General features: G+C 71.5%; 6 protein-coding genes. All 6 read left to right on the top strand.

Going from position 1 to position 15693, the window contains the following annotated elements; genetic code table 11:
• Window positions 1-156: 156 nt before the first annotated feature.
• The 6 genes from gltB to ACTOQ1_RS05710 all read left to right on the top strand — a co-directional run bounded on the left by gltB (window position 157) and on the right by ACTOQ1_RS05710 (window position 15639).
• Window positions 157-4662: a glutamate synthase large subunit gene (gene gltB, locus ACTOQ1_RS05735; RefSeq protein ID WP_440064983.1), complete on the top strand. Its 4506-nt coding sequence runs from the start codon at window positions 157-159 to the stop codon at window positions 4660-4662.
• A 127-nt stretch (window positions 4663-4789) separates the two neighbouring features.
• Window positions 4790-6268 (top strand): glutamate synthase subunit beta, encoded by a 1479-nt coding sequence (locus ACTOQ1_RS05730; protein WP_440064982.1) that lies wholly within the window; start codon window positions 4790-4792, stop codon window positions 6266-6268.
• Between the two features lie 401 nt (window positions 6269-6669).
• Complete coding sequence (locus ACTOQ1_RS05725) at window positions 6670-8586, top strand: S8 family peptidase (RefSeq protein WP_440064981.1); 1917 nt, start codon at window positions 6670-6672, stop codon at window positions 8584-8586.
• Between the two features lie 158 nt (window positions 8587-8744).
• Complete coding sequence (gene pyk, locus ACTOQ1_RS05720) at window positions 8745-10175, top strand: pyruvate kinase (protein ID WP_440064980.1); 1431 nt, start codon at window positions 8745-8747, stop codon at window positions 10173-10175.
• Between the two features lie 194 nt (window positions 10176-10369).
• A complete protein-coding gene (locus ACTOQ1_RS05715) occupies window positions 10370-10768 on the top strand; it encodes an acyl carrier protein (protein WP_440064978.1) in 399 nt (132 codons plus the stop codon).
• Window positions 10765-15639, top strand: coding sequence for an amino acid adenylation domain-containing protein (locus tag ACTOQ1_RS05710; RefSeq protein WP_440064977.1), 4875 nt, complete (start codon window positions 10765-10767; stop codon window positions 15637-15639). Before ACTOQ1_RS05715 ends, ACTOQ1_RS05710 begins: the two co-directional genes overlap by 4 nt.
• The last annotated feature ends 54 nt before the right edge of the window (window positions 15640-15693 follow it).

Below are 15693 nucleotides of genomic sequence, written 5' to 3'. Positions count from 1 at the left end.
ATGTGTTAAACGAACCGGGCGAACCGGCACTAATTCGGCGCGATCTCACCGGGTAGGTAGGTATCCGGCAGGGTACGGTAATCTCTACCCACCACGCAGCAGGGCCAACGTCGTCCCTTGCTTGTTCGAAAGAAGCAAGACGACGGGAGGGATTCAATGCCTGCTGCCCACCTCGGCTTTCCCGAGCCTCAGGGCCTGTACCACCCCTCGCACGAGCACGACGCCTGCGGTGTCGCCATGGTCGCGGACGTCGCCGGCCGCCGGAGCCACGACATCGTCGCGAAGGCATTGACCGCGCTGTGCAATCTCGACCATCGGGGAGCCCAGGGTAGCGAACCGGACACCGGCGACGGGGCCGGGATCCTGACGCAGATCCCCGACACCTTCTTCCGCGTGGTGGCGGACTTCCCCCTGCCCGCGGCCGGTTCCTACGCCGTCGGCATGGCCTTCCTGCCCGTCGAGGCGCAGGCCCGCGAGACCGCCGTGCGGCTGATCGAGGAGATCGCCGCGGAGGAGGGCCTGACGGTCCTCGGCTGGCGCGACGTTCCGACCACCCCCGACCTTCCCGGGCCGAGCGCCCGCGCGGTGATGCCGTTCTTCGGCCAGCTGTTCGTGGCGTCCCCGGACGGCGAGACCGGTCTGGAGCTGGACCGGCTGGCCTTCTGCCTGCGCAAGCGGGCCGAGCACGAGGCGAACGTCTACTTCCCCTCGCTGAGCTCCCGGACCATCGTCTACAAGGGCATGCTCACCCCGCTGCAGGTCGAGCAGTTCTTCCCCGACCTGAGCGACGAGCGCTACGAGACCGCGATCGCGCTGGTCCACTCGCGTTTCTCCACCAACACCTTCCCCTCGTGGCCGCTGGCGCACCCGTACCGCTACGTCGCCCACAACGGCGAGATCAACACGGTCAAGGGCAACCGCAACTGGATGCGCGCCCGCGAGGCCATGCTGAAGACGGCGAACCTGCCGGGCGACCTGTCGAGGCTCTTCCCGATCTGCGACCCGGCCGGTTCCGACACCGCCTCCTTCGACGAGACGCTGGAGCTCATCCACCTCGCGGGACGCAGCCTGCCGCACGCGGTGCTGATGATGATCCCCGAGGCGTGGGAGAGCCACACCGAGATGGACCCCGCGCGGCGGGCGTTCTACGAGTTCCACTCCACGATGATGGAGGCCTGGGACGGCCCGGCCTCGATCACCTTCTCCGACGGCACCCTCGTCGGCGCGGTGCTCGACCGCAACGGCCTGCGTCCTGGCCGGTTCTGGGTGACCGCGGACGGCCTGGTCGTGCTGGCCTCCGAGGCGGGCGTGCTGGACATCGCCCCCGAGGACGTGGTCCGCAAGGGCCGCCTGCAGCCCGGCAAGATGTTCCTGATCGACACCGAGCTCGGCAAGATCATCGAAGATGACGAGATCAAGGCGGAGCTGGCGGCAGAGCTGCCGTACGCGGACTGGCTGCACGCCGGGCTGGTCCGCTTCGAGGAGCTGCCCGCACGCTCGCACGAGGTCCCCTCGCACGAGGCGCTGATCAAGCGGCAGCAGACCTTCGGCTACACCGAGGAGGAGCTGCGGATCATCCTGGCGCCGATGGCCAGGGCGGGCATCGAACCGATCGGCTCGATGGGCACCGACACCCCGGTCGCGGTGCTCAGCGAGAAGCCCCGGCTGCTGTTCGACTACTTCAGCCAGCTGTTCGCGCAGGTCACGAACCCGCCGCTGGACGCGATCCGCGAGGAGCTCGTCACCTCCCTGGCCAGCACCATCGGCCCCGAGGGCAACCTGCTCGACCCGGGGCCGGCCTCCTGCCGCCAGCTCGTGCTGCCCTACCCGGTACTCGACAACGACGAGCTCGCGAAGATTATCCACATCAACGACGAGGGCGCGCTGCCGGGCTTCCACCCGCACGTGGTCTCCGGCCTGTACGAGGTCGCGGGCGGCGGCGAGGCGCTGCTGCGCCGCATCCAGGAGATCCGCGCCGAGGTCTCCTCGGTGATCGAGGGCGGGGCGCGGATCATCGTGCTGTCCGACCGCGGCTCCTCCGCCGCCCTGGCGCCGATCCCCTCGCTGCTGCTCACCGGCGCCGTCCACCACCACCTGATCGCCGAGAAGACCCGCACCAAGATCGGTCTGGTCGTCGAGACCGGCGAGGCGCGCGAGGCGCACCACATGGCGCTCCTGGTCGGCTACGGGGCGGGCGCGGTCAACCCGTACCTCGCCATCGAGACCGTCGAGGACATGGTCGACTCCGGCGTCCTGAAGATCGACCGGCACAAGGCCGTGCGCAACCTCATCAAGGCGTACGGCAAGGGCGTGCTGAAGGTCATGTCCAAGATGGGGGTGTCCACGGTCGCCTCCTACACCGGGGCGCAGATCTTCGAGGCGCTCGGCCTGAGCCAGGAGGTGGTGGACGCCTGCTTCACCGGGACCACGTCCCGTCTGGGCGGCGTCGGCTTCGACGTCCTGGCCGAGGAGGCGGCGCAGCGTCACCTGCGCGCCTACCCCCGGGCCGAGAACGCCCACCGCCGCCTGGAGGTCGGCGGCGAGTACCAGTGGCGCCGCGAGGGCGAGCCGCACCTGTTCAACCCCGAGACCGTCTTCAAGCTGCAGCACGCCACCCGCTCGCGCCGCTACGAGATCTTCAAGGAGTACACCGGCCTGGTGGACTCCCAGGCGGAGAAGCTGATGACGCTGCGCGGCCTGTTCAAGCTGCGGGAGGGCGTCCGCGAGCCGGTGCCGATCGACGAGGTCGAGCCGGTCAGCGAGATCGTCAAGCGCTTCTCGACCGGCGCGATGTCGTACGGCTCCATCTCGATGGAGGCGCACGAGACGCTCGCCATCGCGATGAACCGGCTGGGCGGCAAGTCCAACACCGGTGAGGGCGGCGAGGACCCCGAGCGGCTGCACGACCCGGCCCGCCGCTCGGCCATCAAGCAGGTGGCCTCCGGCCGGTTCGGCGTGACCTCGGAGTATCTGGTCAACGCCGACGACGTGCAGATCAAGATGGCCCAGGGCGCCAAGCCCGGCGAGGGCGGCCAGCTGCCCGGCCACAAGGTCTACCCGTGGATCGCCAAGACCCGGCACTCCACCCCGGGCGTCGGCCTCATCTCGCCGCCGCCGCACCACGACATCTACTCGATCGAGGACCTCGCCCAGCTCATCCACGACCTGAAGAACGCGAACCCGGCCGCCCGGGTGCACGTCAAGCTCGTGGCCGAGGTCGGGGTCGGCACGGTCGCGGCGGGCGTGTCCAAGGCCCACGCGGACGTCGTGCTCATCTCCGGCCACGACGGCGGCACCGGAGCGTCCCCGCTGACCTCGCTCAAGCACGCGGGCTCCCCCTGGGAGCTCGGCCTGGCCGAGACCCAGCAGACGCTGCTGCTCAACGGCCTGCGCGACCGGATCGTCGTGCAGGTGGACGGCCAGCTCAAGACCGGCCGCGACGTGATCATCGCCGCGCTGCTCGGTGCCGAGGAGTACGGCTTCGCCACGGCCCCGCTGGTCGTCTCCGGCTGCGTGATGATGCGCGTCTGCCACCTGGACACCTGCCCGGTCGGCGTCGCCACCCAGAACCCGGAGCTGCGCAAGCGGTTCACCGGCAAGCCCGAGTTCGTGGTCAACTTCTTCGAGTTCGTCGCCGAGGAGATCCGCGAGTATCTCGCCGCGCTGGGCTTCCGCAGCATCGAGGAGGCCGTCGGCCACGCCGAGCTGCTGGACACCACCCCGGCCGAGAACCACTGGAAGGCCTCGGGCCTGGACCTGGCGCCGATCCTGCACCAGCCCGAGCTGCCCGAGGGCGCCTCGCTCCGCCGTACCGTGGAGCAGGACCACGGACTGGCCAAGGCGCTGGACAACACGCTGATCCAGCTCGCCGAGGGCGCGCTCAAGGGCGGTTCCCGGGTCACGCTCGACCTGCCCATCCGCAACGTCAACCGCACGGTCGGCACCATGCTCGGCCACGAGGTGACCAAGCGGTACGGCGGAGCGGGCCTGCCCGACAACACCATCGACGTGCGCTTCACCGGCTCCGCGGGCAACTCCTTCGGCGCCTTCCTGCCCAGGGGGATCACCCTGCGGCTGACCGGCGACGCCAACGACTACGTGGGCAAGGGCCTGTCCGGCGGCCGGATCACGGTCCAGCCGCACGACGCGGCCCCGCTCGACGGGCACATCATCGCCGGAAACGTCGGCCTGTACGGCGCGACCTCCGGTGAGGCCTTCATCCGCGGCGTCGTGGGAGAGCGGTTCTGCGTCCGCAACTCCGGCGCCACCGCGGTGGTCGAGGGCGTCGGCGACCACGGCTGCGAGTACATGACCGGCGGCAAGGTGGTCGTGCTCGGCCCGACCGGCCGCAACTTCGCGGCGGGCATGTCGGGCGGCGTCGCCTACCTGCTCGACCTCGACGCCGAGCGGGTCAACCGGGAGATGGTCGAGATCGAGGAGCTGGACGAGGCCGAGTCCGATGCGCTGCGCGAGATCGTCGAGGCCCACCTGACCGAGACCGGCTCCACGGTGGCCAAGGCGATCCTCGCCGACTGGGACCCGTCCCGGTTCGGCAAGATCATGCCGACGGACTACAAGCGGGTCCTGCGCGCCGCCGAGTCCGCCCGGCTGGAGGGCCGCGACATCGACGAGGCCGTCATGACCGCCGCGGTCCAGGGGTGAGGCCGATGTCCGTTCCGATGGCGAAGACCGTTCATGTCGCCCACGTTTCCCGGTCGTTCCAGGGGTTCCGGGGTTCCCGGGCTCTCCAGGCTTTTCACGGATTTCACGGATAAGGGAGGTACGACCGATGGCTGACCCCAAGGGTTTCCTCGCTCACGGACGCGAGCTGCCGGCGCGCCGCCCGGTGGACGTGCGCATCCGCGACTGGCGGGAGGTCTACGAGGACTTCCCCAAGCCCGCGCTGACCAAGCAGGCCGCGCGGTGCATGGACTGCGGCATCCCGTTCTGTCACAACGGCTGCCCGCTGGGCAACCTGATCCCCGAGTGGAACGACCTGGTCTACCGGGACGACTGGCAGGAGGCCATCGAGCGCCTGCACGCCACCAACAACTTCCCGGAGTTCACCGGCCGGCTGTGCCCGGCTCCGTGCGAGGCGGCGTGCGTGCTCGGCATCAACTCCGACCCGGTCGCGATCAAGCGGGTCGAGGTCGAGATCATCGACCGCGCCTTCGACGAGGGCTGGGTCACCCCCCAGATCCCCGCCTCGAGGACCGGTAAGCGGGTCGCGGTCGTCGGCTCGGGTCCCGCGGGCCTGGCCGCCGCGCAGCAGCTCACCAGGGCCGGGCACGACGTGGTCGTGTTCGAGCGGGCCGACCGGATCGGCGGCCTGCTCCGCTACGGCATCCCCGAGTTCAAGATGGAGAAGCGGCACATCGACCGCCGTCTCGACCAGATGCGGGCCGAGGGCACCGAGTTCCGTACCGGCGTCAACGTCGGCGTGGACATCACGGCGGCGCGGCTGCGCGAGGAGTTCGACGCGATCGTCCTGGCCGGCGGCGCGACCCAGTGGCGGGACCTGCCCGTCGCCGGGCGCGATCTGAAGGGCATCCACCAGGCGATGGAGTATCTGCCGCCCTCCAACAAGGTCCAGGAGGGCGACTTCCCGGTCTCGCCGATCAGCGCCGAGGGCAAGCACGTCGTCGTGATCGGCGGCGGTGACACCGGCGCCGACTGCATCGGCACCGCGATCCGCCAGGGGGCCGCCTCGGTCACCCAGCTGGAGATCATGCCCCAGCCCCCGGCGGCCCGCCCCGGCAGCCAGCCGTGGCCCACGTTCCCCATCCTGTTCAAGATGGAGAGCGCCCACGAGGAGCTGGCCGAGGGCGGCGGCGACCGGGTCTACGCGGTCTCCACCACCGAGTTCGTCGGCGACGCCGACGGCAACGTCCGTGCGCTGCGCCTGGTCGAGGTGGAGGGGCCCGCGGCGGGGTTCAAGCCGGTGCCCGGCTCCGAGCGGGAGATCCCGGCCGAGCTGGTCACGCTGTCGATGGGCTTCGTGGGCCCGGAGAAGAAGGGCCTGCTGGAGGAGCTCGCCGAGGTCGCCGGAGGCGAGTTCTTCGACGCCAGGGGCAACGTCGCCAGGGACAAGGGCTACATGTCCTCGGTCGACGGCGTCTTCGTCGCCGGGGACATGGGCCGCGGCCAGTCGCTGATCGTGTGGGCGATCGCCGAGGGCCGCTCGGCCGCCTCGGCCGCCGACCGCTACCTCACGGGCCAGACGGCCCTGCCGGTGGCGATCCCGCCGACGGCGCGGCCACTGGTCTGAGCGGCCGCCGGTCCTGGACGGTCGCCGGTCTTGAACGGCGACCGGTCCAAGCGGCCTCCGGCTGACATGTCATGGCCGGTCCGGGTGTGTCATGGTTGGTCAATGCACTCCCGGACCGGTTAATGCATGTCATGGCCGGTTCGTGGATGTCATGGCCGGCCCGGTCAGACCGGGCCGGTCCGGCGGGAACACGGCAGGAACACGGCGGGAACACGGCGGGTTCCGGCACGTCACGGTTCACCCGGGGGCGGCGTCGCCCGCCACGTCCGGGAACCGTCCGGCGTGGCAGGTGTCTTACCGGCGGCTTCAGGTAAAAATGCGCAGAGCGGGTGTTCAAATTGCTTTGTCGTACATATGCCTGAAAAATAATTCTTCTTGATCAGGCCAGGTGCGGAGGATCGATGAATCGCGGGATCAGAAGCCTGACGGGCACGGCGACGGTGCTCGCCCTGGCGGCGACCCTCACGGCGGGAGCCCTGGGCGGCGGGGCCACGACAGACGCGGGTCAGAACCGCGAGTATCTGGTCTTCTACGCGGACGGAGCCCGCGACCGGGCGATCGAGGCGATCACCGCGAGCGGCGGTACCGCCCTGTCGACCGACACCAGGATCGGCTACGTCCTCGCCGACGGTCCCGGTTCCCGCTTCGTGGAGAGCCTGGCCGGCAGCGACGCCGTCGAGGGGGTCTCCTCCGACCGCAGGATCGGCTCCGCCACCGCGATCGCCCCCTCCACGGCCGGGACACCCGGCACCGCGACCGCCCCCGGGACCGCCGCCTCCACGGCAGGGACGCCCGGCACCGCGACCACCACCGCGATCGCCGCCTCCACGGCAGGGACGCCCGGCACCGCGACCACCACCGCGATCGCCGCCTCCACGGCAGGGACGCCCGCCACTGAGATCGCCGCTCCCGCGGCCAGGGTTCCCGGCGCCGAGACCGCCTCCCAGGTCAGGACCCCGCTCGCCTTCCCCTCCGCGGACGCTCTCGGGCGGGCGGGCACCCCCAGCGCCCCCACGCCCTCCACCGGCACGCCGGAGCCGCTGGCCGGACGGCAGTGGGACATGAAGATGATCGGCGCCACCGTGGACGGCTCCTACGCCACCGAGCCCGGTGACAAGCGGGTGCTGGTCGGCGTCATCGACACCGGCGTCGACGGCAGGCACCCCGACATCGCCCCCAACTTCAACCGCGCCCTGAGCCGCAACTTCGTGACCGACCGGCCCAAGGACCCCAACGGCAAGACCCTCGACGGGCCCTGCGAGTTCAAGAGCTGCAAGGACCCGGTCGACTGGGACGACGACGGCCACGGCACCCACGTGGCCAGCACCATCGCCTCACCGCTCAACGGCGTGGGCATCGCCGGGGTCGCCCCCCAGGTGTCCCTGGTGAACCTGCGCGCGGGCCAGGACTCCGGCCTGTTCTTCCTCAAGCCCAGCATCGAGGCGCTCACCTACGCCGCCGACGCCGGGATCGACGTGGTCAACATGAGCTTCTACGTCGACCCGTGGCTGTTCAACTGCAAGGCCAACCCCGCCGACTCCAAGGCCGAGCAGCTGGAGCAGCGCGGCATCATCACCGGCATGCAGCGCGCCCTCGACTACGCGCGCAAGCGCGGCGTCACCCTCATCAGCGCCATCGGCAACGGCTCCACCGACCTCGGCAGGCCCAGCAAGGACGCGACCAGCCCCGACTACCCCAAGGACACCGAGCGCACCCGCAAGGTCGACAACTCCTGCCTGAACGTCCCGGCCGAGTCCAAGGGCGTCATCTCGGTCACCTCGGTGGGCCAGAGCGGGCGCAAGGCCTACTACTCCGACTACGGTGTCGAGCAGGCCGACCTGGCGGCCCCCGGCGGGGACGAGTTCGACGGCGGCGGCACGTACGACCCCACCCGGGGCATCCTGGCCGCCGCGCCGGAGAACGCGCTCAAGGCCAAGGGGCAGCTCGCCGCCGACGGCACGCCGAAGTCCCCGTCGATCGTGCGGGAGTGCGAGGGCGGCACCTGCGCCTACTACCAGTACCTCGTCGGCACCTCCATGGCCGCCCCGCACGCCACCGGCGTCGCCGCCATCCTGATCAGCCGCTTCGGCAAGCCGGGCAAGGGCGGCCTCGCGCTGCCCGCCGCGGACGTCCAGCGTCTGATGTACTCCACCGCCACCGAGAAGGCCTGCCCCTCGCCGCGCGAGTACGCCTACAAGATCGACCTCGTGATGGACGAGGTCCACAAGTGCGAGGGTCCGAAGACGCACAACGGCTTCTACGGCCGCGGCGTCATCAGCGCCGCCAACGCGGCCAAGGCCACCCCCTCCGCTCCCTGATCCGATCCCGCCTGTTGCGACATGTGGTCTCAAAGTCTGAGAAAAAGGGCGATTCGCAACCTGCCGTTCATCCGGGGTAGCTTTGTGTCACCGATTTTTTCATCGGCGCTCTGACCAACGTCACGACCAAGTGGTCTGTACCAATTAGGGTGGGATCCGTGACTCGTCGCGCGAAAATCGTCTGCACTCTCGGCCCTGCCACCTCCTCTCCCGAACGCCTCCGCGAACTGATCGCGGCCGGGATGGACGTGGCCCGTTTCAACCTCAGCCATGGCAGCCACGAGCTGCACAAGGAGGTTTACGACAGGGTGAGGGAGGCCGCCGCCGAGCTCGGGCGTGGCGTGGGTCTGCTGGCTGACCTCCAAGGCCCCAAGATCCGGGTCGGCAAGTTCGGTGAGGGCCCCGTCCGCCTCGGCTTCGGTGATGTCTTCACGATCACCACTGAGGAGGTTCCCGGCGACCGTGACCAGGTCTCCACGTCTTACCTGGGGCTTCCCAAGGACGTCAGTCCCGGGGACAGCATCCTGGTCGACGACGGTCGCGTCCGGCTGGAGGTGACCCGGGTCGACGGCCAGCGCGTCACCACCCGGGTGATCATCGGTGGCATGATCTCCGACAACAAGGGCCTCAACCTGCCCGGCGTCAACGTCAGCGCCCCCGTCCTGACCGACAAGGACGAGACCGACCTTCGCTGGGCCCTGCGCACCGGCTTCGACCTGGTCGCCCTCTCCTTCGTCAGGCGTCCCTCCGACGCCGACGTGGTGCGCAACATCATGGAGCAGGAGGGCATCCGCCTCCCGCTGCTCGCCAAGATCGAGAAGCCGCAGGCCGTGGAGCGGCTTCCGGAGATCATCGAGGCCTTCGACGGCATCATGGTCGCCCGCGGCGACCTCGGGGTCGAGCTGCCGCTGGAGGAGGTGCCCATCGTGCAGAAGCGCGCCATCGAGCTCTGCCGCGAGAAGGCCCGCCCGGTCATCGTCGCCACCCAGATGCTGGAGTCGATGATCACCTCCCCGCGGCCCACCCGCGCCGAGGCCTCCGACGTCGCCTACGCCGTCATGGACGGCGCCGACGCGGTCATGCTCTCCGGCGAGACGTCGGTCGGCAACTACCCCGTCGAGGTCGTCGAGACGATGAGCCGCATCGCCACGACCGCGGAGAAGAGCTCCCTGCAGGCCACGCACAGCCTCGACCGGCTGCCGGAGACCACCGGCGGCGCCATCGCCCGCGCCGCGGCGGAGGTCGGCGCCATCGTCGGCGCCAAGGCGCTGGTGGCGTTCACCATGTCCGGTGAGACGGCCCGCCGCCTGGCCCGCTACCGCTCGCCGATCCCGCTGCTGGCGTTCACCTCCGCCAGCCACGTCCGCAACCAGCTCGCGCTGACCTGGGGCGTGGAGACCTTCGAGGTGCCGTTCGTCCACCACACCGACGACATGGTCCGCCAGGTGGAGGCCTCGCTGCTCGCCAACTCCCGCCTGGAGAAGGGCGACAAGGTCGTCATCGTCGCCGGTTCGCCTCCCGGCACCGCGGGTTCCACCAACGCCCTGCGCGTGCACACCATCGGCGCGGCGGTCTCCAACCCCGGCTGATCTGCGCGATCGCGTACGGCCACCGCTGCGGCGGTGGCCGTACGCGTTTCCGGGGCCTTTTCACACGGCTACGGATTCAAAAATGCCGAAAAATACGCTCTTGTCGTGTCCGAATAGGTGTCAGAGGATCGGTGCATGGCGTGCCCGGACGGGGCCCGTCTGATGAACCGGACAAACTCAACGAAAGGCGCCGGATGATCCAGGGCAGTCGGCCGGTGGGAGCGGAGCGGCAACGCGAGGAGGCCGAGGGGCGACCTCCGGGTCCACCGGGGCCGCGCGCGTCGGCCGCCGACACGGTCGCGGAGATGATCGAGGCCCGCCTGGGCCGGACGGTCGACCCCGACGAGAACTTCTTCGAGGCCGGGCTCAACTCGATGGCACTGGTCGAGCTGCACGCGGACATCACGGGGGTGCTCGGTATCGACATCCCGGTCACCTCGATGTTCACCCGGCCGAACGTGCGGGCGCTCAGCCGCCTCGTCGAGGGCGCGCGGGAACCCGTCAGGAGCGAACCCGCGCGCCTGCGCCCCGTCGGGGGCAGCCGCAGGGACGTGCGCGCCCGCATCCGCAGGGACGGCGGGGCGCCTCGGTGACGGATACCGCGTCGATCGCCGTGATCGGCATGGGCCCGCGCGCCCCGCTCCCTCCTCCCGGTGTCGTCCTGGCGGAGACCCAGGAGGGCGCGCTGGAGAACGCCGGATACGACCCCATGCGCTCCCCGGGAGTGTTCGCCGTCTACGAGCCGGCCGAGGAGGCCTGCCTGGCCCTCGCGGTCGGCGACTGCGACCTCGTGGTCTCGGTATCGGGACCGAGCCTCGACGCTCTCGCGGAACGGGGCACCACGATCGTGCTCAAGCGCCTGGACGACGCTCTCCTCGACGGCGACCTCGTGAGCGCCGTGATCGAGGCAGTGATCGAATCCCCGCCCGGCCTCGCTCCCGCCCGCATCGTTTCCACCAGGACCGTTCCCGCCCGCACCGTTCCCACCCGCAGTGGGCGCGGTGGTCGGCGCGGAGGCGGCTCGACCGCGCGCCTGCGGGAACCGCTGAGGGTGAAGGAGGGTTTCCCGCCGGTCCACCTCCCGGGGGACTCCCGGCCCCGCGTCGTCGCCTGGTCGGGACGCACGCCGGCGGAGGCCGACGCCGTGAGGAAAGGCCTGGCGGGGTTCTTCGCCACCCTCGGCGCCGACCGGTTCGCCGACGCCGTGGCCGTCCTCCAGCTGGGCCGCCCCCAGCATCCCGTCCGGGGCGCGGTCGTGGCCGCCACCCCCGCCGAGGCGTTCGCGGCCCTCGCCGTGACTCCGGCGGCCGTCACCGTGACTCCCGAGGCCTCACCAGAAGGAACGACGCTCAGGTATGTGCCGCTCTTCACGAGCGCGGCAGGGGATGTGAGGTTCGTCTTTCCCGCCGGAGGCGCCGGGCGGCTGGGGGCCTCGCTGTACGGGGCCGAGCGGCTGTTCAGCGAGGCGATGGACGTCTGCCTGGAAGGTTTCGAGCGGCACGGCGTCGATCTCTACGACGCCTGGCTCGCCGGGGAGCGTGACGACGACCCGGTGACGTTCGCGGTGACCTACTCCCTGGCGGCGACCCTGACCGGCTGGGGCGTCACACCCGTGGGATGCGCGGGAGAGGGTGTCGGCGAGCTCACCGCCGCCGCCTTCTCGGGAACGCTGGAACTGGACGAGGCGATCGCCCGCGTCGCGGCCTCCGTCGTCGCCGTCTCCGTCGCGGTGCCCGAGCAGGTGCCCGAGCAGGCGCCGGAGCCGGTGGCCGAGCGGGCGCCCGGACAGGTGCCCGAACCGGTGGCGGACGACGCGATGGCGGTGTCCGAGCCGGTGCCGGCCGACCTGACGGTGCCCGAATCGGTGCCGGCCGACCTGACGGCGCCCGAGCCGGTGCCCGGCCATGAAACGTTCCACGAACCGGAGACCCGTCGCGAGACGGCCCCGGGGCAGGGGACCTCGCCCCGGGCGGGAACCGGACCGGGGACCACCGGCGCGGGAGACACGCTGTCCCTCCTGATCGGGACGGCGGAGGCGCCCTCGGACGAGGGGACGATCGACTGCGGGGACGACCGCCGGGGCCTGCTCGCTGCGCTCGCCCGGCTGTGGACACTCGGCTGCCCGGTGGACTGGGCCGCCCTCGACCCCGACCACCCTCTGCAGCGCCTGCCCGTCCCGGGAGGGCACCGCTACGCCCCGGCGTCGATCTCTCCCGGTCTCTCGCCGCGTCCTTCCGCGCCGGTTTCCGCACCGGCTTTCGCGTCGGCTTCCGTGTCGCGGGAACGCGAGGGCGCGCCACGGGCCCCGGAGGGCCTGCCCGAGCCCGCCGAGCCGCTCCGCAGGCCCGGGGCGGTCCCGTACTCGTTCTGGGTGCTGGAGCAGCTCGCCGGGTCGAGCGGGGTGTCCAATCTGGCGGTGGCGTTCAGGACCCGCGAGCCGCTGCGCAGGTTCCCGCTGCAGATCGCGGTGAACCGGCTGCTCAAGCGGCATCCGGCGCTGCGCCTGCGGTTCCCCGTGGTGGACGGCGCGCCCGTGCGGCACCTCACCGCCCCGCAGGACGCGCAGATCAAGCTGGTGAACGGGGAGACCACCGAGGAGACGCTCGTCTCCGACCTCCAGGGGTTCCTGGACGAGCCCTTCGACCTTGGCCGCGACCTGCTCTTCCGGGCCGGGCACTTCGCGCTGCCCGACGGCGGCGGGAGCGTGGTCTGCCTGGTGGCCCACCACATCGTCATCGACGCCACCTCGATGCAGTTCCTCGTCGAGGAACTGGGCGGCTTCTACGACGCGCAGACGAGCCAGGAGCCGCTCCCCGCCGCGCTCTCCGGCATCGCGCCCATGCTGGAGCCGGGGGAGGCGTCCCGGGAGTCGCTGGACTACTGGCTCGACCGGCTCAGGGACGTCGATCCGGCCGCGATGGTGCTCCCCGGCAGCAGGCCGTCGCCCGCCCGGCCCACCTTCGCCGGGCACACCTGCTCCTGGGAGGTGGACGCGGACACGCGGCGGGCGCTCGACACGCTGCGGACCGGCCTGCGCACCACCGACAACATCGTGCTGGCCGCCGCGTTCATGCTCACCCTGCGCGCCCACGGCGCGGGTCCCGAGCTGGTGGCCGCGATGCCGGTCACCACCAGGACGGCCGCGATGCGCGGCCATGTCGGCTACGGCGTCAGCACCCTGCCGATGCGGGTGCGCGCCGACCCGGACGAGGGTTTCGCCGCCCTGGTCAGGCGGGTCGAGGACGTCTTCTTCGAGGGGGTCGAGCACGCGGACGCCTCGGTGGAGGCGGTGCTGGTCGAGCGCGGGCAGCGAGGGTACGGTACCGGCGACTGGAGGGTGCCGCTGTTCCGGCACATGTTCAACTACCGGCCGTGGACCGACGACCAGGTCAGCATCCTGGGCTCCGTCCCCGAGTACGTCGAGGACCTGTTCGACCGCAGCCGCCTGGACCTGCAGTGCATCGCGGTGCAGGAGCCCGGCAGGCTCACGCTCAGGGTCTGGCACAGCACGGAGGTCCACGACGAGGCCGAGATCGCCGCGTTCGTCGCGCGGATGACCGCGCTGCTGCGGCGGGCCGCCGAGGACGCGCGGCGCCCGCAGCGGGAGCTGGACTCCCTCTCCGCGGCCGACCGGCGGCTGCTCGACCGGCTCAACGACACCGCGCGGACCTGGGAAGGACCGGCCACGCTGCTGGAGCGGATCGCCGCCCACACCGGAGGCGTCCACGAGCCCGGTAGCGGTACGGCGATCCGCGACGGCGACCGGGAGGTCACCTACGACGAGCTGCTCACCTGGGCGGCCGCCGTCAGGGACACCCTCGTCTCGCACGGCGCGGGCTCCGGCGACATCGTGGCGCTCGGCCTGAGCCGTTCGGCGGAGACGGTCGCCGCGGTGCTCGGCGTCTGGGCGGCCGGGGCCGCCTACCTGCCGCTGGACCCGCGCCAGCCCGAGCTGCGCCTGGCCTACCAGGTGGAGGACTGCGGGGCCCGCCTGGTCATCGCCGACTCCGAGGCTCCCTGGGCGGGGGAGGTCCCCGTGCTCTCCATGCCGCAGGCCCCCGGAGCCGGGGCGTCGGATCAGGCGGATCAGGCGGACCGCGCCGGCGCGCCCGCGCGCCGGCTGGATCCGGCCGAGGCCGCCGCGGCGGTCACCGGGGAGTCGATCGCCTACGTGATCTACACCTCGGGATCCACCGGGAGGCCCAAGGGGGTGGCCGTCACCCACGGCAACCTGGCCAACCTCGTCCTCGACTTCGCCGACAGGCTCGGGGCGGGCGCGGCCGACGCGGTGCTGTGGTCCACCACGACCTCCTTCGACATCTCGGCGCTGGAGCTGATGCTCCCGCTCACCGTCGGCGGCACCCTGGTCGTCGCCTCCGACGACGACCAGCTCCAGCCGCGCAGGTTCCTGGAACTCATCGCGGCACGGGACGTACGCGTCGTGCAGGCCACCCCGACGGCGTGGCGGCTCATCGCCCCCGAGGCGCGCGACGAGCTGGCCGGGCGCATCGTGCTCTGCGGCGGGGAGCCCATGCCCGCCGCGCTCGCCGCGGACCTGCTGGGCCTCGGCTGCCGGTTGTTCAACGTCTACGGGCCGACCGAGACGACCATCTGGTCCACCGCCGCCGAGATCCTCGGCCCTCCGGCCGACCCGGTGCCGATCGGGGTGCCGCTCGCCAACACCCGGATCTTCGTCAGGGACGCCGACGGGCGCGAGGCCCCGCCGGGCGTACCCGGCGAGCTGTGCGTGGCGGGCGCCGGGGTGAGCGCCGGGTACGTCAACCGGCCTGAGCTGACCGCCGAGCGGTTCGGCGAGCACCCCCGCCACGGGCGCTTCTACCGGACCGGGGACATGGCCAGGCTCAGGCACGACGGGGCACTGGAACTGCTGGGCCGCGACGACCGCCAGATCAAGCTGCGCGGGCACCGCATCGAGCTGGGCGAGATCGAGGCGGTGCTGCACCACCACGACGCCGTCAAGGTCGCGGCCGTCATCGTCCACGACGACAGGCTGGTGGCGTTCGTGCAGCCGACGGACCTGCCCGACGGGGAGACCGGGGCCGCGCTGCGCGAGGAGCTGTGGCGGTACGCGGGGACGCGGCTGCCGGACTACGCGGTCCCCTCGGGGATCGTCCTGGCCGACGAGTTCCCGACGACCGCCAACGGCAAGATCGACTATCGAGGGCTCACCGTCCCCGAGGACGACTCCTCGCCCGCCTCCCGCGCCCCGGCGAGCTCGGAACTCGCCGAGGGGGTGCTGCGGCTCTGGAGGGAGGCACTGCGCCGCCCGGGGCTCGGCGAGCACGACAACTTCTTCCTCAACGGGGGGCACTCGGTGCTCGCCGTACGGCTGATCGCCCCGCTGGAGGAGCTCGCGGGCCGGGCGATCAACGTCCGCGCGGTCTTCGACCATCCCACCCCGGCCGAGCTGGCCGCGTTCATCCAGGAAGGGGCGGGCTCTTGATCGTCTTCCCGGCGCCGGGGCCTGTCGTAGGACCCCCGGCGTTCTCCCGAGGGC

The sequence above is a fragment of the Streptosporangium sp. OZ121 genome (assembly GCF_051918885.1).
In the GTDB taxonomy this organism is placed as follows: domain Bacteria; phylum Actinomycetota; class Actinomycetes; order Streptosporangiales; family Streptosporangiaceae; genus Streptosporangium.
The sequence above is the reverse complement of the archived record's forward strand: the minus strand, read 5'-3'. Positions and strand labels throughout refer to the sequence as shown.